Below are 18,759 nucleotides of genomic sequence, written 5' to 3' on the forward strand. Positions count from 1 at the left end.
GCGAAGGGTCAGGCCGTTTCCTCATCGTTTTGATCACTGATCAGCTTTTTCAGATCGCGGATCTCTTTTTTCAGTCCTTTGAGTTCATCCTGGGTAACCACATCCGCCTTCTTGAGCAGCTCCTTGACACTTTTCTCGACCCGTTCTTCCAGCTTTTTCTGGGCGTCTTCGTAACGGGTTTGCAGCTCTTCGATGAACTTGCGCCCCTCTTTTTCGGTCATTTTGCTCTGCTCGGCTACCTCTTTGGCCATATCCTCGACTTCATCCCAAGCTTTGAGCGCCAGGCCGACGCCGGCAAGCATGCTCTTTCTGACCAAATCAAACATTTGAAATCTCCTTATCTGTTGGGTAACAATGGGGTCACGACTTGGTTGGCATCCGCAGATGGTGCCGGCTGCTTTTAAACTGAAATCCAATTTTCTCGTTAATATGGTAACGGGAACTTTTGTAAACTCCTGAACCAATAGGAACTATCAAAGAAAATGACAAGGCCAATTTAGCATAAGCCCTGGGTTGAAGCAAGGTATTTGCTTTACACAACATTCGGGTCATCAAGGGCGTGCCGGAACCATCACCGGGAACTGTTTTTGCATGGGCCGGGCACGTGCCGGACACGTTTATGGCCGGGCACGAAACGGACAATCTCCTTGACTGTTTTAACCAGTTGTCTTAATCCTTTGTGGATCGTCTGGCGGGTCATGACCCGCCTCATCAGAACCACAGCTGAAAGGAGTGTTTACCCATGCCTGTATCCATTGCCATGGCCGGAAAGGGGGGAACTGGGAAAACCACTGTTTCCGGAATGCTGATCAAATACCTGATCAGCCAAGGCAAATCCCCGGTGCTGGCCGTTGATGCCGATGCCAATGCCAACCTGAATGAAGTGTTAGGGCTCGAGGTAACCGAAACCCTGGGTAATGCCCGCGAAGAAATGAAAAAAGGAATTGTCCCCAGCGGAATGACCAAGGATGTGTTCATTTCCATGAAACTCGAACAAGCCATCATGGAACAATCCAATTTTGACCTGGTTGTCATGGGTCAACCCGAAGGCGCCGGCTGTTATTGCGCGGCCAACACCTTGCTGACAGGATTTTTGGAGCGTCTGGCCGACAATTATCCGTACCTGGTCATGGACAATGAAGCCGGCATGGAGCATCTTAGCCGCCTGACCACGAAAAATATGGACCTTTTGCTCATCGTTACCGACACGTCGCGCAGAGGTCTGCAAGCCGGATTGAGAATACACAAACTGGCCAATGATCTAAATCTTGGCGTCGGCAAAAGTTACATCATCATCAACCAGGCCAAGAGTGATCCCGCCGATGAAGTGATGGAGATCCTCTCGGACAGCGGCCTGGAGCTGGCCGGTGTGATTCCTGAAGACGAGCAGGTGTATGAATTCGACCTGAATGGACGGCCAACCATTGATATTGATGAAACCAACCCGGCACTGAAGGCCGCTTATTCGATCTTTGATCGAATTATTCCCTGACGACAGGCAAACGCAAAAAGGCGCTCCCACGCCTGACCGACTTTCGTGAATACATGGCGCGCCTTTCCCCCCCAACCCCGGAACCATGAGGATGAGGATGCTCATGAAAAAAACCGGTTATTTGCATGACAACCGCTACCTGCTCCACGATACTGGCCCCTATCACCCGGAAATGGGTGAACGGCTCACAGCCATTTACAACGGGATCAAACAGGCCGGTCTGCTGGATCGGTTGACCCTTGTGCCGGCAGTTCGTGCCGAGCTCGAATGGATCGAAACCATTCACGACAAAACCTATATCCGCCGCTTCGAGGAGGTCTGTCTATCCGGCAACCGCACATTTGATTATCCTGACAATCAGATGTGCGTGGACACGTATGAGACGGCCTTTCTTGCCGTTGGCGGCATCCTGGATGTCGCCAGGCGGATCATGGAGGGAGAAATCAACAACGCGTTTTGCGCCGTCAGACCGCCGGGCCACCATGCGGAAAAAAACCAGGCCATGGGCTTTTGTTATTTCAATAATGTGGCCATTGCCGCCCGTTATCTGCAAAACGAACACAAGATCAAGCGCGTGGGGATTATTGATTTTGACGTTCACCATGGCAACGGCACCCAGCAGATATTCGAGGAGGACCCCACGGTCTTTTACTATTCCATTCACCAGCACCCCTCGTTTGCCTTTCCGGGCACCGGCCGTGAGTTTGAGGAAGGAACGGGGGTGGGAGTCGGGTTTACAAAAAATTCACCGGTGCTGCCCGGCCAGGGAGACGACGTCTACACGCAGTTGATCGAGAGCGATCTGCGACCGGCATTCGAGAGGTTCAAACCAGAGTTTATCATCGTTTCCACCGGTTTTGACGGCCATGTAGAGGATGACATGTCCGACATCACCCTGACCACCGATTGGTATTCCTGGATCATGAAAACCATCATGCAGATGGCCGACACGTATGCGGGCGGGCGGTTGATCTCGGTGCTTGAAGGCGGCTATTGTCTGGAACGTTTGGGGGAACTGGCTGCCAACCATGTCAGTATCCTGCTTGACGCTTAAAATGAATGATCTATAAACACGGATTGCATGGAGGATAACATCATGTTTGTCAGTCGATCCATGGTTTCGCAAGTCATCACTATCGATAAGGATGCATCTATTTTTGAAGCCCAGGAAAAAATGGCGGAATACAAAGTCCGTCACCTGCCAATTGTTGACGAAGATAATCGCCTGATCGGCATCGTCACCGACCGTGATATCAGAAGCGCCCTGCCCTATAGCCTGATCAAACAGAAGGCAACGGCCCAGGAACGGGACAAACTGGCCCAGCTTAAAGTGAAAGATATCATGACCACATCCCCCAAGACCATTTCTCCCATGTATACCATCCAGGACGCCCTGTTGATGGTCCAAAAGGAAAAAGTGGGGGCGTTTCCCGTGGTGGACGAAGACGGCAAACTCAAAGGAATACTCTCGGTGCGCGATCTGCTGCGAGCCTTTGCCAATGTCATGGGAATCGGCCAGCCCGGCACACTGCTTTGTATTGAAGTAGAAGAGAAAGTCGGACAGCTGAAACGAATTGTCGATGCCATCACTGAGGAAAACATTTCTTTCGGCAGCGTGCTGGTGGCCCGCACCTGGGATGAAGGCAAAAGAGCCGTGTTTCCTTATCTGTTCACCAACAATGTCGTTCGCATCAAAAAGAAACTGGTTGCCATGGGATATAAATTGATCGATCCCATGCAGTGGTATCTGGAACAGCCGCCCAATAACAGGTAAATGAATTTTCTATGATGGCACCGAGACCCATTTTCCCCAATCCGTATCAAGATCTTTATATCTACTACCTGTCAGGACGGCTTCAACCGGTTCCAGCGTTCAATCAGGATGACTACATTGGCTGCTGGGAGGAAGGCGATTTTTCATTTCTCTTCTTCACCCGGCCGTCATTCGAACAGGTGCAAAACGCCATTGCCGATCAGCCGGGCGCCGAGCTGGTCGACGACTATTATATGACCTACGAACAGTGGCAGGGCAGCGAAATTGTGCCCTGCCGCATCGGTCCATTCACTGTGACGCCGCCATGGTTTGCCACCGATCCGGCCCAGACCGATTCCACGATTCTGATTGATCCGGGCGTGGTCTTCGGCACGGGCACCCACCCGACCACAAGGGATTGTCTGGAAGCCCTGGCCCTGGCCCTTTCAGACGGCACCATGCAAAGCGCTCTGGACCTGGGAACGGGTACCGGCCTGCTCGCCCTGGCCGCCGCCCGCCTGGGCTGCCCCAAAACCCTGGCCATCGACCTGACCTTTCTGGCAACCCAAACCGCCAGGCGCAATGTGCGCCTTAACCGATTGGACCATCGCATCCTCGTGGCCCAAGGGGATGCCGAGAAATTTATGGACTTTACAAGCGATCTTATGATATCGAATATTCATTACGATGTCATGCGGCGGTTAATCCAAACTACGGGTTTTTTAAAGAAAAAGCGTTTTATTCTATCCGGTCTGATGCGCAGCGAAGCAGCCCATGTCGAATCCTTATTGAAAGGTCTTCCGGTGAGGATAATTCAGCGTTGGAACCAAGACGGCATCTGGACCACGTTTTACGGCGCCATATGCTGACTTAAGGAGTAAAAAGGGCTACCGATGGTCATTACGTGCTGGGGGTCCAGAGGGTCCATTCCTGTCTCCGGGAAAGCGTACATCAAATACGGTGGTGACACGACCTGCCTGGATATCCGCACGGACAGCGACGATATCATCATTGTGGATGCCGGCACCGGCATACGGCGCCTGGGCAACCATCTGATCGAAGAAGGCCGCTACCAGTACAATTTTCTGCTTACCCACGGTCACTGGGACCATCTCATGGGATTCCCTTTTTTCAAGCCGCTTTTTCTCAGCCGCACGGAAATCCACATGCACCGTGCCCCGTTTCATAAAAAATTCATGGAAAGCATGTTTTCCAAGGTCATGGCCCCGCCGAATTTTCCAGTGCGTTATTCCGATCTCAAAGCAAAGATCGTATGGAAAGAAGGCCATCCAGCCGAATTTAAAATCGGTTCGGCAACGGTGGTGCCCATCCCCATCAGCCACCCGAATACCGGCAAGGGCTACAAATTCATTGAAAACGGCAGAACGTTCGTGTTCATCACCGATAACGAACTGGGTTTCGTGCACCCCGGCGGCCTGCCCTTTCAAGATTATGTGGATTTTTGTACCGGCGCGGATCTTTTAATCCATGACGGAGAATACACCGAAGAAGAATACCCCAAAATGATTGAGTGGGGGCACTCGTCCTATACGGATGCTCTGAAACTGGCCTTTGCAGCCGGCGTTAAACGGTTGGGCCTTTTTCATCTGAATCAGGAGCGCACCGATGATCAGGTCGATGAAATCGTCGACCATTGCCGTCAGATCATCAAGAAAAAGGGTCGCGCCCTGGACTGCTTTGCCGTGGGGCGGGATATGCAATTTAAACTTTAGAAAATAATCATGTCTGACCTAATCGAACGTGCAGCTGACATTCTGGCAAAAGCGAAATACACTGTGGCGCTCACCGGTGCCGGCATTTCAGTGGAAAGCGGCATCCCTCCCTTTCGGGGCAAGGGTGGCCTGTGGGAAAAAATCGATCCCATGAAATATGCCCATATCGATGCGTTCCTGGAAGACCCGGAAACGGTCTGGGACGTACTGATCAAGAATATGAAAATGGTTCTGGACAAGGCCCGGCCCAACCCCGCCCATACCAGTCTGGTGGATCTGGAACGATTGGGTCTCTTGAAAACCGTTATCACCCAGAATGTGGACGGTCTGCATCAGGTTGCGGGAAACCAGGACGTGATCGAATTTCATGGCAATTTTGCCTGGCAGCGCTGTCAGACCTGCGACCAGGTGATTGCCACGGCGGACGTGGATCTGACTCATATTCCGCCACACTGCAGTTGCGGCGGTATCCTTCGACCGGACTGCATCTTTTTCGGTGAGATGATTCCGCCTGAGGCATTGCATCGCTCTCAACAGGTGTCTGCAGCCTGCGATGTGATGCTGGTCATCGGCACCTCGGCAATGGTTCAGCCAGCCGCCACCATGCCCTTTATCGCCAAGGATAACGGCGCCGTGGTGGTTGAAATCAATCCTGAACCCACACCGCTGACCAATCACATCAGCAACCTGCCCCTTTTGGGGGACGCCGGCACGGTTCTCCCCCGGCTGGTTGCGGCGGTGGAGCAGCGGCGGGACGCCTCCTGATATTCCGCTTTTTGAATGATTCCTTTTAACCCCCTTGTAGGATAATCCATGACATCAACACACGCGCCCCATTGGGTAATCGATATGACGCTGTCCGCCCCGTCCCTGGGCGACAATACGGCGGATGCCGATCGGTTGGCATCGGCCCTGAAAAAGGCACTGGACGTAGACACCGTTCACATGGATCTGAATCTGCTTCGGCAACTGCCTGACCAGCTTCGTCAATGGAATTACCGTTTACGCGCTGTTGTCTTCAAAGATATTGCCGGCAATGGCATCCTGGTTCACCTGGCCGCCGCAGACAGCTCCCAGGTATGCTACGGCCTGGCCGTGGACCTGGGGACGACCCGCGTGGTCCTGCGCCTTGTGGATCTTGAAACGGGCGACCATCACGGTGAAGTGGTGTTTGATAATCCCCAAATCAGCGTGGGACCGGATGTTCTGGCTCGCATCCACCATGTGGAAAACAAAGGCGGATTAGCCCAACTCAACCAGCTGATCATCGATGGCCTCAATGCACAGTTGGACCAATTGTGCAAAGCGGGCGATATCTCACCCCAACAGATCCACCTGGTCGCGATTGCCGGAAATACGGCCATGACCCATCTGCTGTTGGGGCTCAACCCGCGCTGGATCATCCGGGAGCCTTATATCCCGGTGGTCAATCAACCCGGTATCATGAAAAGTCGCGATCTGGGTATAGAGGTCCATCCCGATGCGCGGGCCATGGTCTTTCCCAATGTGGGCAGCTACTTTGGCGGAGATCTGATTGCCGGCATGCTTTATTGTGACATGGACCAGCGCGAAGACACGGCCATTTTGGTGGATGTGGGCACCAATGCGGAAGTTGTGCTGGGCAATCGCCACTGGATGATGGCCTGCGCCGGTGCGGCCGGCCCGGCCCTTGAGGGGGGCGTGAGCCGCATGGGGACCACCGCCGGTCCAGGCGTCATCGACCGGATTACCATTGACCCCAAGTCACTTCATTTTGACATCCACACCATTGCGGATCAGCCGGCAAGGGGGATCTGCGGCTCCGGCGTGATTGACCTGGCGGCCGCCCTGTTTCGGTCGGCCATGATCGACATCCGTGGCAAACTGCTGCCTGAACGCTGCGGCGAGCGGTTTTCAATGCGCAACGGTTTAGGCCATCTGACCATCGTCCCGGCCGACCAGTCGGGGACCGGCCTGGACCTGTGCATCACCCAGGCCGACCTGGACAGCCTGATCCGCTCCAAAGCCGCCATGTATACGATCCTGGAAACCATCACGGGTACGGTCGGCATGCAACAATCGGATCTGGAAACATTTTTCGTTGCCGGCACCTTCGGTGCCTATATCGATCCGAAATCCGCCATCACCATCGGCATGATTCCGGACCTGGCCCTGGATTGCTACCAAAGTCTGGGGAACAGCTCACTGGGCGGCACCACCCGGGTATTGACCGATCCCGGATGCGTTGAGCGCGTACGACATATTCGCGATAGCATCACCTATCTGGAATTAAACGTAAACCAGGATTTTATGAACCGCTTTTCCGCGGCCAAATTTCTGCCCCATACGGATACCCGCCGGTTCCCGTCCGTTCAGGTACCGGGCAATGGGTCGGCCACCAATCCCCCGTAGCCTGATAAACACATTCCAGGGCCTCTGGCCCGTTCCTGAAAAGATGGCCGTTCTGGCGGCTCTCAATCGAACTTAGCTACAGACAAGTAGCATTGGACGAGTCCCTTCAGCATAAAACCGGTATCTGCGCGGGCCAGGTTTGATCAATTGTGAGCAGACAATACCGTGCATTGACAAGGACAACGGCCACGCTTGATCGGCCAAGCGCTGTCAGCGCAGCAATGTTCTCATCGTCCGATCCTGTACTCATTTTTTTTCCGGTTAGGTTTCAAGCGGTTGCGGACGATCGAAATAAAACCTTGAAAGGAATTGTGCATTATGATAGTCGAAGTTCTGACTTTTTTACACCCACATTTTTTACAACCCAACCTACAAAGGATCGAGACCATATGACGTCTAAGAAACAGCTGTTGTTTGCTTACGGTCTGGCAATCCACCTGTTACTCGTCGGTATCATCTGTTATGCCGCCTTTCCGGCCCGAGCGCCCGACCAGCCCTTACGAAAAATGTATCAAACCAATGCAGGAAAAGTTCTTTTTGATCACTTCACGCACACGGATGCATCCGGTTATGGTGCAAGCTGTTTTGACTGTCATCACCATCCCAGTGATGATGACAGTGCGCTGATCGCCTGTGGTGAATGTCATCAAGCACCGGCAGAAGACGGGTCCAAACCGGAACGCTGTCTCGATTGCCATGATGAGAGCGACATCGAAGAAACCCAAATATCCTCTCGTGCGGATGCGTTTCACAATCAGTGCATCGGGTGCCACGAGGAATTCGAGAAAGGACCGCAATCCAGTTCGGATGACTGCTCCCTTTGCCATGTGCTTTAAGGCTTGACGCAATTGGGGTTATGATTCTGTATCGAAACTTTCAACTCTTACCGCGGACCTAAAAAAAGGTTGAGCTATGCGAAAACGATCATTCTTTGGTCTGACCAAACCGTGCTTTAACTATGAATTGGCCACCGATGTGTCCGATATGTCTGCCCAGCCGGTGACGATCCCGACACCGGAGACGGTCACCTTGTACATCAAGAAAGAGCTGAAGCAGACCAGTAGTAGCTTAAAGGTTGGTACACCGGTGAAAACCGGGCAACGATTGGTGCTGAGTGAAGACGATGACGTTAGCACCATTTCATCGGTAACGGGGACCATCTGCGCAATCGCCCCGTTTCTGGCCGATTATGGCCAAAAATGGACTGCCATCACCATCAAAACCGACCCCCAGGACGATATTGACGAGGCGTTTGCCGAGGCCGCCAAGGCGCCGTCTCTGGAAACCCTGAGCAATTTTCTTTCCGCCTGTCCGGGTGAACCTGATATCGGTCCCTTGGTGGATGAACGCAATCCCGTGCATACCATCATTATTTACGGTGGAAACTCCGATCTTCTCATTGATACCAGCCTGTATATTCTCAAAACCAAAGTTGACACAATCAATGCTGGAATCGAAGTGCTGAGAAAAGCCACGGGGATCGAGGAGATTGTTATCGCTGTCCCGGAAGAAAGTGTACAAAACTACTCCGGCCATCTAGACGCCAAGATTCAGCCCTTTTCTTCCCAGTATCCATATGCTCAGCCATTGATGATTCTACAGAATCTGACCGGACGCTTGCCGGATGAAAGAGGAACGGGGTCCATGGGCATCCATTTCATTCGTGCCGAAGCCGTGGCCAGCATCGGCCAGGCATTTTCAGAAGGCATCCTGCCGGTGCAAAAAACCATCACCGTGATTGGTAAGGACGGTGCCAAGCATCTGGCCCGGGCACGGATGGGCACGTCGGCAGGCCTTCTGCTGAGCACCTTCGGTATCGAGGTCAATGACCAGGACAAGATCATTTTCGGTGGTCCCATGACCGGCAACGCAATCTACAGTGAAACATTGCCCATTGGACCGGATACCGATGCCATCATGGTTCAGGATAAAAGCGTGATTCCGTATTACAGTGACTATCCGTGCATCAACTGCGGTGACTGTGTCAGCATCTGTCCGGCCAACGTGCCGGTAAATCTTCTGGTTCGCTTTCTGGAAGCCGGGCAGTACACCGAAGGCGCGGATCTTTATGATCTGTATTCTTGCATTGAGTGCGGACTATGCAGCTACGTGTGTGTTTCCCGCATTCCGATTTTTCAGCATATCAAACTGGCAAAGTACGAACTAGGCCGGATGCTATCTGCGGAGGAAATGAATGAACAGTAAGAAAACGTTAATTGTTTCTCACGCACCGTTCTGGCATGACGGCAGTGGGATTCCCGAGCGAAGTTACCACACCATCATTGCCGCCCTTCCCGCTGCTGCCGTAGGCATCGCCCATTATGGTGCCCCCGCGTTGGGTGTCATCAGCCTGGCCATGGCAACGGCAATCCTATGGGAACTGCTTCTCAATTACGCCAGCAAGCGCCCCTTTACCATAGGCAATGGTAACGCCGCGTTGGTTGGTTTGCTGCTGGCCATGGTCATGCCCGCATCGACACCGTGGTGGGTCGTGGTTGTCGGCACATTCCTGGCGATTGTCATTGGCATGCAGATCTTCGGTGGCATCGGTGCCAATCCATTCAATCCGGTGGCGCTTGCCATGGCGATTCTGATGATCTCTTATACGGCGCATCTGGACGTCGATGCCGGATTGGTCAATTTCCCGCTGGATTTTCCCTCTTCAACCAGTCCCATCGGTGCACTCAAGGCTTTTGGGCCGGCCGCCATCGAAAACCTTAGTGCAGTGGATCTGTTCATGGGACGTCAGGTCGGCGGAATCGGATCCGGTTGCGGCCTGGCCATCGTCATCGGTGGCGTTTACCTGATGATCCGGGGATTTATCCGTTGGGAAGTCAGTGTCTCCTTTGTTGTTGGACTTTTTGTAACCGCTCTGCTTTTCAACATGGCCGACCCCACGCGATTCGCTTCCCCGGTGTTTCATTTACTCACCGGTTACACGCTGATCGGCGCGTTTTTTCTGGCGACGGAAAGCACCACTTCACCGGTCAACTTCATTCCCATGCTGATCTACGGTGCACTGGGCGGGGTCATGACAGTTCTAATCCGCAACATTGGTGTCTACGTGGATGGCGTATTCTTCGCAATTCTTCTGATCAATCTGATAAATCCGCTGGTCGACAAGATCAGACCCAAGGCGATTGGAAAGGTAGCGTAACATGGGTGAAATGATCAAAATGGTGGTTGTTCTGACCGTATTGAGCATTATTTCGGGCGGAGGGCTCTCTTGGTTGAAGGACTTCACCGAACCAAAAATCGAGAACCAAGTGATGAACCTGGTCAAAGGACCGGCCATCCGCGCCATGCTCAAAGAGGCCGAAAATGATCCTGTGGAAGACCGCTTCAAAATCAAAGACGGCGAGGAAGAGCGCACGGTGTTTGTCGGTGTTTTTGGCGGCAATGCGGATACGGTTGTCCTGGAATCCGAGGCCGCCGGCTTTGCCGACAAAGTGGGAATGGTCGTGGCCATCAACATGGCCGACGAAACCCTAAGGGGCATGGCCGTGACCACCCACAAGGAAACACCGGGGCTGGGTGCCAACGCCAAGTCGGACCCCAGTTTTGCCGCTCAGTTCGTGGGCAAACCGGCTAAGGCTCCGATCCAGGTCTCCAAGGACGGTGGTAGCATCAGCGCCTTGAGCGGTGCAACGATTACTTCCCGTGCCGTATGTGTTGGGGTCACGAAAGCCATTGAGAAGTACAAGGATCTGAAGCCACAGCTGGAAGAACAAATCAAAGCCATGGGCAAATAAAGGAGTTTACCAAAAATGGCCAAATCGATTGCTTCGGAGTTTACCAAAGGCCTCTGGAAGGAGATCCCACCATTCCGTCTGGTCCTCGGCCTGTGTCCGGTACTGGGTGTTACCACTTCCATGAAAAACGGTATTGGTATGGGTCTGGCGACGACCTTTGTCCTGCTCTGCTCCAATATTCTCGTTTCTCTGCTAAGAAAGGTAATCCCCGCCAAGGTACGTATCGCCTGTTTCATTATCATCATTGCCACCTTTGTTATTGTTGTTGAACAGATGATGGCGGCATTTGCGTACACGCTATTTATGGACCTCGGCGTTTTTATTCCGCTGATCGTGGTTAACTGTATCGTGCTGGGACGGGCCGAGGCGTTTGCTTCCAAAAACGGCATCGTCTATTCTGCTGCCGATGGACTGGGAATCGGGATCGGGTTTACCTGTTCACTGGCAGTGTTGGGGGCGGTGCGCGAACTTCTTGGGACGGGCGGACTGGCCGGTGATGTTTTCGGTTTCCTGCCTTACAGCATTCCCAATATTTTTGGTGCATCATACGAGCCCTTTGTTTTTGCCGTTCAGGCACCAGGCGCATTTGTGGCCCTTGGATTGCTTCTGTGCCTGATGAATCTTATCCCAAGCAAATAGCGATAAAGGAAGCGTGTTATGGATTATATTGAACTCATCATTGCCTGCATCTTTGTTAACAACATTTTGCTGGCCCAGTTTTTGGGGAACTGTCCTTTTCTCGGCACTTCCAAAAAAATGGAAACAGCCGTTGGTATGGCCATGGCGGTTATTTTCGTCCTCGTAATGGCCGGTGTGATGACATGGCTGATCTTTAACTATCTGCTTCTGCCATACAAACTGGTTTATTTGCGAACGATTGCCTTTATTCTGGTGATCGCCTCACTGGTACAGTTTGTAGAAATGTTCCTCAAAAAGAGTATCCCGGCCCTGTATGCCGGTCTGGGTATCTTTTTGCCCCTGATCACCACAAACTGCGCCGTATTTGGTGTGTGCGTGCTTAATATCGACAAAGAGTTCAACTTCATGCAGGCGCTGGTGGCGTCATTTGGTTATGCGGCTGGTTTTGGTCTGGCGCTGATTCTTTTTGCCGGTCTGCGGGAACGTATCTTGCTGGCACGGGTTCCCAAACCCTTGCAGGATACATCCATCGCCCTGATTACGGCAGGCGCCATCTCGATGAGTTTCTACGCCTTTAGAGGAATGGTGTAATTCACACCATGGCCGTTCGCTGGCCTGCTGAGTAGAATACGCAAATAGTGGAAACGCTCAGACTAAAAACCGTTTGACGGGCGCAATGCCGCTCCAAACGGTTTTTTTTTAAATAAAATTGATTTTAAACAGTGTTCGTTTAACATTGACTGATCTTGATTCAAGGAGGTTTTTGTGACCATCGCCATTCTCGTTATGCTTTGCATTGGCGCAGCCTGTGGTATTATCCTCAGTGTTGCTTCCAAGGTATTTTACGTTTATGAGGATCCCCGGATCAGCCAAGTGGAGTACTTCCTTGCCGGTGCCAACTGTGGTGGATGTGGCTATGCCGGGTGCAGCGCCGCTGCCGTGGCCATTGTCGAAGGAAAAGCCAAACCGGGTATTTGCGTGGCTGCCGATTCAGAAGCAGCGGTCAATATCGCCGGTGTGATGGGTGTCGATCCGGGTACCGCCGAGCCGGTAAAATCGCTTAATCCCTGTAGTGGCGGGGATCGGGCCGAAGACAAGTTCATCTATAACGGCGCCATGACCTGCTCGGCCATGACCGCCCTGTATGGTGGTAAGCGAGTTTGTTCCATTGGATGCCTGGGCATGGGCGACTGCATCAAGACCTGCCTGTTCGATGCCATCCATATGGGGCCGCAAGGATTTCCGGTAATTGATGAATTCAAGTGTGTCGGCTGTGGCGCCTGCGCCGCCGCCTGTCCCAAGGATCTGCTCTCGGTTAAAACCATGAGCGAACGGCTGCTGGAATTCAATACGGATGATGGTGCCCTGGCTCCCTGCCAGCAGACCTGCCCGGCCGAGATCGATATTCCCCGATACATCCGCCTGATCAAGGAAGGCGATTATGAGGGCGCCGTCAACACCATTCGTGAACGCAACCCCCTGCTGCTATCCTGCGGCCGGGTCTGTCCGCATCCGTGTGAGAATTTTTGCCGGCGGGCCATTGAAGACGACGAAGCGGTTTCCATCAACCAACTCAAGCGCTTTGTGGCCGACTATGAGATGAACAGCGGCAGCCGTTTTCCGATCCCCTGCGCCCCGGATACGGGAAAACGCGTGGCCATCATCGGCGGCGGGCCGGCCGGCGTGAGCTGTGCTTATTTCTTGCGGCGTCTGGGACATCATCCGACCATTTACGAGAATATGTCCAAGCTGGGCGGCATCACCCGCTACGGCATTCCCGAGTACCGGTTGCCCGACAAAGTCCTCGATTGGGAAATCGAGGGAATTCTGAACCTTGGCATCGACGTTCACTACAACACCCAGGTGGGACGGGATTTCACCATCAAAAGTCTGCGTGACGAGGGCTATGAGGCCATTTTCATGGGCATCGGCGCCTGGAAGGATTACAAGCTGGGAATCGAGGGTGAAGATCTGAACGGCGTCTCGCAGGGGATCAACTTCCTGTCCAGTGTGGCTGATTCCCCGGACAAGCGCGTCCCCATCGGTAAACGCGCGGCGGTTGTGGGCGGTGGGAACTCGGCCATCGACTGTGTGCGAACCCTTCTGCGTCTGGGTTGCGAAAAAGTCTACCTGGTCTACCGCCGAACCCGTAAAGAAATGCCGGCCAATGAAGTTGAAATCGTGGCCGCCGAGCATGAAGGCATCAACTTTCAATTTCTGGCCGCCCCCACGCGCGTTATCGATGATGGTCAGGGCAATGTCAAAGGCCTTGAGTACCTGCAGATGGAACTGGGCGAACCAGATGCCTCCGGACGTCGCCGGCCGGTACCCATCGAGGGCTCGGAAACCATCCTGGATGTGGACATGGTCATCTCCGCCATCAGCCAGCAGCCTGACATCGGTTTTATGGAGACGGAGCCAGAGAAAGAAGACATTACCATTACCCGCTGGAATACGTTCGATAACGACCCGGAGACATTGCAGTGCAGTGCCCCCTACCTGTTCACCGGCGGGGATGTGGCCACGGGTCCGTCGCTGGTCGTCAGTGCCATTGGCGGCGGTCGCCGGGCGGCCCGATCGATTCACCAGTACATCACCGATCAGGAAATCAAAGGCTCACCCAACTCCCTGCAAAGCAAACGGCACATCCCCGAGTCCATCTTCGACAGCGTGCCCGGCGTGGAAAAAACCAAACGCACGCCCATGCCCGAGCTACCGGTCAAGGATCGCATTGACAGCATGATCGAAGTGGATCAGGTGATCAGCGAAGCCGATGCCAAATATGAAGCGGGCCGGTGTCTCAACTGTTGCCGGGTCTGCTACAATCCGGATGTCATCCAGATTTCACCGAGCCTGGAGGATGCCGGTTCGAAAAGTAAAAGCGCCGCTTAATTTCTTCAAAGCCTAATAAAAAAACGCTGCCATGGTAGATACGCCCGTGGCAGCGTTTTTTTTCGGCTCATCGTCTCATTCAATGGTTAGCATATCGCCAGTACATAGTTTCTCAATTTGAAATGCCTGGTAAAAGCGTGCCAGGGCAGGCAGTGCCGTGCAATGCATGGGGTATAGACGGACTTGCTGCTGGTCCTCAAAATAAGCGATGGTTTTGTCGAGCACCACGGAATCGTCAAGCAGGTGAAAGCCCCCCAACACGGTATGCAGCCGATGCTCACCGGTGACTTGTTTGGCGTATTCGCAGATGTTGCAGATGCCGGCATGGGAGCAGCCGGAGACAACGACCAGCCCCGTATCCGTCCCAATGGCCAGCGCGGTGTCGTCGGGTAAAAAATCAGGCTGCAGTTTTTCATCCTGCATGAAGGAGAACGCCGTCTGCTGCGCTTCAAAGTCGTTTTGTCTGGGGATTTCACCGAGAAACCAGATGTTATCGGCAATCTGATAAGGTGCAGTCTGCTCTATCAGATGGAACATGTCTTTTGCCCAGTCGCGGCCAAAGGCCACGCCGTTGAATTCACCGGTCGGTTTTCGTCGATCAACAAACACCCCCGGATGACAGATCAGTTTGGGACGGATTCCCGATTCAGCCAGGGCCAGCAGGCCGTCTGCGTGATCCCAGTGGCCATGGCTGAGGACGATCCACTCGGTACGCTTCAGATCAATGCCGGCCAGACGGGCATTTTCAAGTACCACCGCCGACGGCCCGGCATCCAGCAAAATCGTCATTTCCGCCTCGATAAACACGGCCAGGCCATGCTGGCCTGAAAACGTTTTGTCGCGAAATCCCATCCGGGCCTGGTCTTCACACAATAGGGTCATACGAATCGATTCATTTTTCATTTGCTTTCCCCTTAATTTAAAAAAACGGCTAACCGAGGATTCGGCTGAAGAACTGTTTTGCCCGCGCATGTCTGGGGTGGGTAAAAAAATGACTGGCGCTGCCCTTCTCTAAAATACGGCCCTGGTCCATAAATACGATTTCATCGGCCACTTGGCGGGCAAAGCCCATTTCGTGAGTGACGACAATCATGGTCATGTCTGCCTTGGCAAGGTCAATCATTACATCGAGTACCTCATGGATCATCTCGGGATCAAGGGCAGAGGTGGGTTCGTCGAAAAGCATCACTTGCGGCTGCATGGCCAGGGCCCGGGCAATGGCCACGCGTTGCTGCTGACCGCCGGACAGCTGATTGGGATAACGCGCCGCATACGGCAACATCCCCACCCGCTCCAACAACTGCCGTGCATGGTCTTGGGCTGCTTGACGGCTCTTCTTCAGCACCTTGACAGGCGCCAGGGTGATGTTTTCCAAAACAGTCATATGGGGATAGAGTTCAAAATGCTGAAAAACCATCCCAATACCTGCCCGAAGGCGGTGAATGTCCGTTTCCGGCGACTGCACACAAACCCCGTCAACCCGGATCTCACCTTCCTGAAAATGCTCCAGCCCGTTGATACATCGCAAAAGCGTACTTTTTCCTGATCCGCTGCTGCCGCAAATCACCAATCGCTGGCCGCGCTTAAGGGTTGCATTGACCCCGCACAAGGCCGGCACCCCATTTTTATACCATAAACTCAGGTTGCGGATCTCGATCATGTTCTCACCCTATTGCGGTTCGGCTGTTCCAACCGATGGCTGACCAGACTTCCCAGCGAACAAAAACAAAAATAGACCAGCCCGGCAAACAGATAAAGCTCAAGTGACCGGGCCTCCCGCGCATCCACCAGATTCACACGCCTTAAAAATTCACGCAATCCGATCACATAGGCCAGGGAGGTATCCTGGAAAATGACCACCGCGTGGGTGACCAGCGCCGGCACCATATTGGAAAACGCCTGGGGCAAAACAACAAAGCGCATGATTTGGGTCGGGGTCAGTCCGCTGGCGGCAGCGGCATGTTGCTGGCCCATGGGCACCGACTGAATGCCGGACCGAATAATCTCCGCCAGATAGGCGGCTTCGTAGACGATAAAGGCAACCGTGGCTGCGGCAAATTCATTCATGCTGCGGCCGACCACGACCGGCGCCAGAAAATAAAGCCAGAAAATGACCAGAATCAGCGGTAACCCGCGAAAGAAATGGATGTAAACGGTCGCCGGATAGTAAATCCAAGCCCGCCTGGATATGCGCATCGCGGCAAGCACGACGCCTAAAAAAAAGCCGCCGACGATGGCCAGCCCGGCCAGTTGAAACGTCAGTAAGAGTCCGCCCGCCATAAAGGGCAGGTTGCGGATGACGACCTCAATGTCGCTCACATCGCCCCCCTGCCCACTCGGCCGCCAATCCGCAGTCGTTTCTCGACCCACCCCATGATTAAAATCACGCATCCGGATAAGACCAGGTAAACCACTGAAGCCGCCGTGGTCGTCTCCAATCCATGCCAGGTAAACGAGTCGATATAGTAAGCTGCGTGAGTCGTCTCCATCACGCAAATGGTCATGGTCAGGGCTGAGTTTTTAAAGCAAGTCAGAAATTCAGTCGTAAAAGATGGCAAGATAATACGCAACGCATGCGGAACAATCACAAAGCGGTACACCTGCACGGTTCTGAGCCCGGTAGCGTATGCGGCGCTATATTGCCCTTTTGGAATCGAGAGAAACCCAGCCCTGAACTGCTCTGCCACCCGTGAGGCCGTGTAGGTTCCAAGGCCCATAACACCGGCATAGTAAGCATAGTCGCCCACGTTGTCATAGAGCCATTGCTGCAGCGTTTCGGAAAGCAATAGGGGGGCGGCAAAGTACCAGAAAAACAGATGCACCAGCAAAGGGGTGTTGCGAAATATCTGAACGTAAAGCGTGCCTGCCAGGCGCCATCCCCGGTGGGGCACAACGCGCAACACGCCGATGATGATGCCGATGATAACGGCCATACACCAGGCGCAAAGAGAAAGGTGAATGGTCGTCCAGATGCCGCCGAGCAGCATCGCACCATATGGGGCGTGCCATAACAGGCCCCAGTCAAAATTGTAATTGAGCAAACCCAAAGCGACGGTTCTTCTTGTTCATGTAAAAAAAGCGCAAGTTGGAAAGGTGGTCATCAATCCGGATAACTAAGCGCCTTGAGCAGCGTCTGGTATTCGGTGCTCATGGCCAGGGGAACTTCTCCCTGCTCACCGAACCATTTGTCGTATATGGTTTGAAAACGTCCGCTTTTAATGGTGCGAATCAGGGTGGCATTCACAAAGTCGCGCCACGGTCCCTGGTTGGGCGGCAGCAATAGGCCGTAGGGTTCATATGTCAGGTATCGACCGACGATTTTCCAGTCTTGCGGATTTTTGGCTTTGGCCTGCATACCGGCCAGGATGCTGGCATCAGTGAAATAGGCATGGATCTTCCCCTGCCCAAGTCCTAAAAAGCCCTTGTTGTGCTCTTCAAAAAGCACTTTCTGACAGACAGGAGAAATGATGCCCGCCTTCATGGCCCGTTCGATACCTTTAATGTTGGCTGTACTGCCACTGCCCATACCTACGCGTTTGCCGGCCAGATCCGGAAAATCGGCAATGGGGCTGTCCTTGGGTACCAGCAGGCGGGTACCGGTTAAAAAATAAGGCAAGCTGAAATCAATTACCTCCTCCCGAGCCAGGGTAATCGTCGTTGAACCAATGCCGATATCCACCGTGCCATTGGCAACCAAAGGAATGCGGGTTTTGGGATTCATCGGTTTTTTGATGAGTTCAATGGACTTGCCCAATTTTTGTTCCAGGGCTTGATGAATTTCTTCTCCCAGATCAAGTCCAAAGCCAACCCATTTTCCACCTTCGTCCATGAACCCGAAAGGGACTGAGCCTTCTCGAAATGCCATGGTGACTTTTCCGGTTTGCTCAATTTTCTGCAAAATGTCCCGGGCCAGAGCAGTTCCGCTGTAAATGATAAGCTGCAACATGACGATGAGAACAACAACAATCGATCGGCTACGCATTTTTCTCTCCTTTTACCTGTCTCCAGATCCTATTTGAGCATATACACACTTTGAACCATTGATTTGTAATAGAAGTGGAAAGAATAAATCAAATTGATAATCTCAATCGAACCACAAGATCAGAT

Annotated in this window: 22 protein-coding genes; 14 read left to right on the top strand and 8 right to left on the bottom strand. The window is 53.1% G+C overall.

All coding sequences use genetic code 11. The annotated features are described in order from the left end of the window. Positions 1 to 8: 8 nt before the first annotated feature. Both Dvar_RS29470 and Dvar_RS29475 read right to left on the bottom strand, forming a co-directional pair. Positions 9 to 326, bottom strand: coding sequence for a phasin family protein (locus Dvar_RS29470; RefSeq protein WP_419656702.1), 318 nt, complete (start codon positions 324 to 326; stop codon positions 9 to 11). Positions 327 to 571: 245 nt separating this feature from the next. Next, the gene (locus Dvar_RS29475) at positions 572 to 700 is read right to left on the bottom strand and encodes a hypothetical protein (protein WP_419656703.1); all 129 of its coding nucleotides are present in this window, start codon (positions 698 to 700) and stop codon (positions 572 to 574) included. A 42-nt stretch (positions 701 to 742) separates the two neighbouring features. On the opposite strand from Dvar_RS29475, the gene Dvar_RS29480 reads away from it, so the two are divergent. The 7 genes from Dvar_RS29480 to Dvar_RS29510 all read left to right on the top strand — a co-directional run bounded on the left by Dvar_RS29480 (position 743) and on the right by Dvar_RS29510 (position 7,369). After that, complete coding sequence (locus Dvar_RS29480; protein ID WP_419656704.1) at positions 743 to 1,492, top strand: AAA family ATPase; 750 nt, start codon at positions 743 to 745, stop codon at positions 1,490 to 1,492. Between the two features lie 103 nt (positions 1,493 to 1,595). Next, entirely contained in the window at positions 1,596 to 2,546 is a 951-nt protein-coding gene (locus Dvar_RS29485; RefSeq protein ID WP_419656705.1) for a histone deacetylase, read from the top strand. 42 nt (positions 2,547 to 2,588) lie between these two features. Beyond that, complete coding sequence (locus tag Dvar_RS29490; RefSeq protein ID WP_419656706.1) at positions 2,589 to 3,266, top strand: CBS domain-containing protein; 678 nt, start codon at positions 2,589 to 2,591, stop codon at positions 3,264 to 3,266. An 11-nt stretch (positions 3,267 to 3,277) separates the two neighbouring features. Then, positions 3,278 to 4,114: a 50S ribosomal protein L11 methyltransferase gene (locus Dvar_RS29495; protein ID WP_419656707.1), complete on the top strand. Its 837-nt coding sequence runs from the start codon at positions 3,278 to 3,280 to the stop codon at positions 4,112 to 4,114. A 24-nt stretch (positions 4,115 to 4,138) separates the two neighbouring features. Next, positions 4,139 to 4,978: an MBL fold metallo-hydrolase gene (locus Dvar_RS29500; RefSeq protein ID WP_419656708.1), complete on the top strand. Its 840-nt coding sequence runs from the start codon at positions 4,139 to 4,141 to the stop codon at positions 4,976 to 4,978. Between the two features lie 9 nt (positions 4,979 to 4,987). Further along, positions 4,988 to 5,743, top strand: coding sequence for an SIR2 family NAD-dependent protein deacylase (locus tag Dvar_RS29505; protein WP_419656709.1), 756 nt, complete (start codon positions 4,988 to 4,990; stop codon positions 5,741 to 5,743). 48 nt (positions 5,744 to 5,791) lie between these two features. Continuing rightward, positions 5,792 to 7,369 (top strand): ASKHA domain-containing protein, encoded by a 1,578-nt coding sequence (locus tag Dvar_RS29510; RefSeq protein WP_419656710.1) that lies wholly within the window; start codon positions 5,792 to 5,794, stop codon positions 7,367 to 7,369. 106 nt (positions 7,370 to 7,475) lie between these two features. On the opposite strand, the gene Dvar_RS29515 is transcribed toward Dvar_RS29510, so the two are convergent. Then, positions 7,476 to 7,619, bottom strand: coding sequence for a hypothetical protein (locus tag Dvar_RS29515; RefSeq protein WP_419656711.1), 144 nt, complete (start codon positions 7,617 to 7,619; stop codon positions 7,476 to 7,478). 139 nt (positions 7,620 to 7,758) lie between these two features. On the opposite strand from Dvar_RS29515, the gene Dvar_RS29520 reads away from it, so the two are divergent. From Dvar_RS29520 to Dvar_RS29550, 7 genes are all read left to right on the top strand, one after another. Next, complete coding sequence (locus tag Dvar_RS29520; protein ID WP_419656712.1) at positions 7,759 to 8,205, top strand: cytochrome c3 family protein; 447 nt, start codon at positions 7,759 to 7,761, stop codon at positions 8,203 to 8,205. A 76-nt stretch (positions 8,206 to 8,281) separates the two neighbouring features. Next, positions 8,282 to 9,574: a 4Fe-4S dicluster domain-containing protein gene (locus Dvar_RS29525; RefSeq protein ID WP_419656713.1), complete on the top strand. Its 1,293-nt coding sequence runs from the start codon at positions 8,282 to 8,284 to the stop codon at positions 9,572 to 9,574. Then, on the top strand, positions 9,564 to 10,526 hold the full coding sequence (locus tag Dvar_RS29530) for an RnfABCDGE type electron transport complex subunit D (RefSeq protein ID WP_419656714.1): 963 nt from the start codon (positions 9,564 to 9,566) through the stop codon (positions 10,524 to 10,526). Before Dvar_RS29525 ends, Dvar_RS29530 begins: the two co-directional genes overlap by 11 nt. 1 nt (position 10,527) lies before the next feature. Beyond that, positions 10,528 to 11,121, top strand: a complete 594-nt coding sequence (rnfG, locus tag Dvar_RS29535) for an RnfABCDGE type electron transport complex subunit G (protein WP_419656715.1) — start codon at positions 10,528 to 10,530, stop codon at positions 11,119 to 11,121. A 15-nt stretch (positions 11,122 to 11,136) separates the two neighbouring features. After that, entirely contained in the window at positions 11,137 to 11,760 is a 624-nt protein-coding gene (gene rsxE, locus Dvar_RS29540) for an electron transport complex subunit RsxE (protein ID WP_419656716.1), read from the top strand. A gap of 18 nt (positions 11,761 to 11,778) precedes the next feature. After that, positions 11,779 to 12,351: an electron transport complex protein RnfA gene (locus tag Dvar_RS29545; protein ID WP_419656717.1), complete on the top strand. Its 573-nt coding sequence runs from the start codon at positions 11,779 to 11,781 to the stop codon at positions 12,349 to 12,351. Between the two features lie 174 nt (positions 12,352 to 12,525). After that, on the top strand, positions 12,526 to 14,652 hold the full coding sequence (locus Dvar_RS29550) for an FAD-dependent oxidoreductase (protein WP_419656718.1): 2,127 nt from the start codon (positions 12,526 to 12,528) through the stop codon (positions 14,650 to 14,652). Between the two features lie 75 nt (positions 14,653 to 14,727). On the opposite strand, the gene Dvar_RS29555 is transcribed toward Dvar_RS29550, so the two are convergent. From Dvar_RS29555 to Dvar_RS29575, 5 genes are read right to left on the bottom strand one after another with little or no spacing between them, the layout of a single operon-like run. Continuing rightward, positions 14,728 to 15,555 carry an MBL fold metallo-hydrolase gene (locus tag Dvar_RS29555; protein WP_419656719.1) on the bottom strand — a complete coding sequence of 276 codons (828 nt, stop codon included), beginning with the start codon at positions 15,553 to 15,555 and terminating at the stop codon, positions 14,728 to 14,730. Between the two features lie 28 nt (positions 15,556 to 15,583). Then, the gene (locus tag Dvar_RS29560) at positions 15,584 to 16,312 is read right to left on the bottom strand and encodes an amino acid ABC transporter ATP-binding protein (RefSeq protein ID WP_419656720.1); all 729 of its coding nucleotides are present in this window, start codon (positions 16,310 to 16,312) and stop codon (positions 15,584 to 15,586) included. Continuing rightward, positions 16,309 to 16,971: an amino acid ABC transporter permease gene (locus tag Dvar_RS29565; RefSeq protein ID WP_419656721.1), complete on the bottom strand. Its 663-nt coding sequence runs from the start codon at positions 16,969 to 16,971 to the stop codon at positions 16,309 to 16,311. The genes Dvar_RS29560 and Dvar_RS29565 overlap by 4 nt, the downstream gene beginning before the upstream one ends. Beyond that, the gene (locus Dvar_RS29570; RefSeq protein ID WP_419656722.1) at positions 16,968 to 17,699 is read right to left on the bottom strand and encodes an amino acid ABC transporter permease; all 732 of its coding nucleotides are present in this window, start codon (positions 17,697 to 17,699) and stop codon (positions 16,968 to 16,970) included. The genes Dvar_RS29565 and Dvar_RS29570 overlap by 4 nt, the downstream gene beginning before the upstream one ends. Positions 17,700 to 17,752: 53 nt before the next feature. Further along, positions 17,753 to 18,634 (bottom strand): transporter substrate-binding domain-containing protein, encoded by an 882-nt coding sequence (locus Dvar_RS29575; protein ID WP_419656723.1) that lies wholly within the window; start codon positions 18,632 to 18,634, stop codon positions 17,753 to 17,755. Positions 18,635 to 18,759: the final 125 nt, after the last annotated feature.

Source organism: Desulfosarcina variabilis str. Montpellier, from assembly GCF_048565275.1.
Lineage (GTDB): Bacteria > Desulfobacterota > Desulfobacteria > Desulfobacterales > Desulfosarcinaceae > Desulfosarcina > Desulfosarcina variabilis.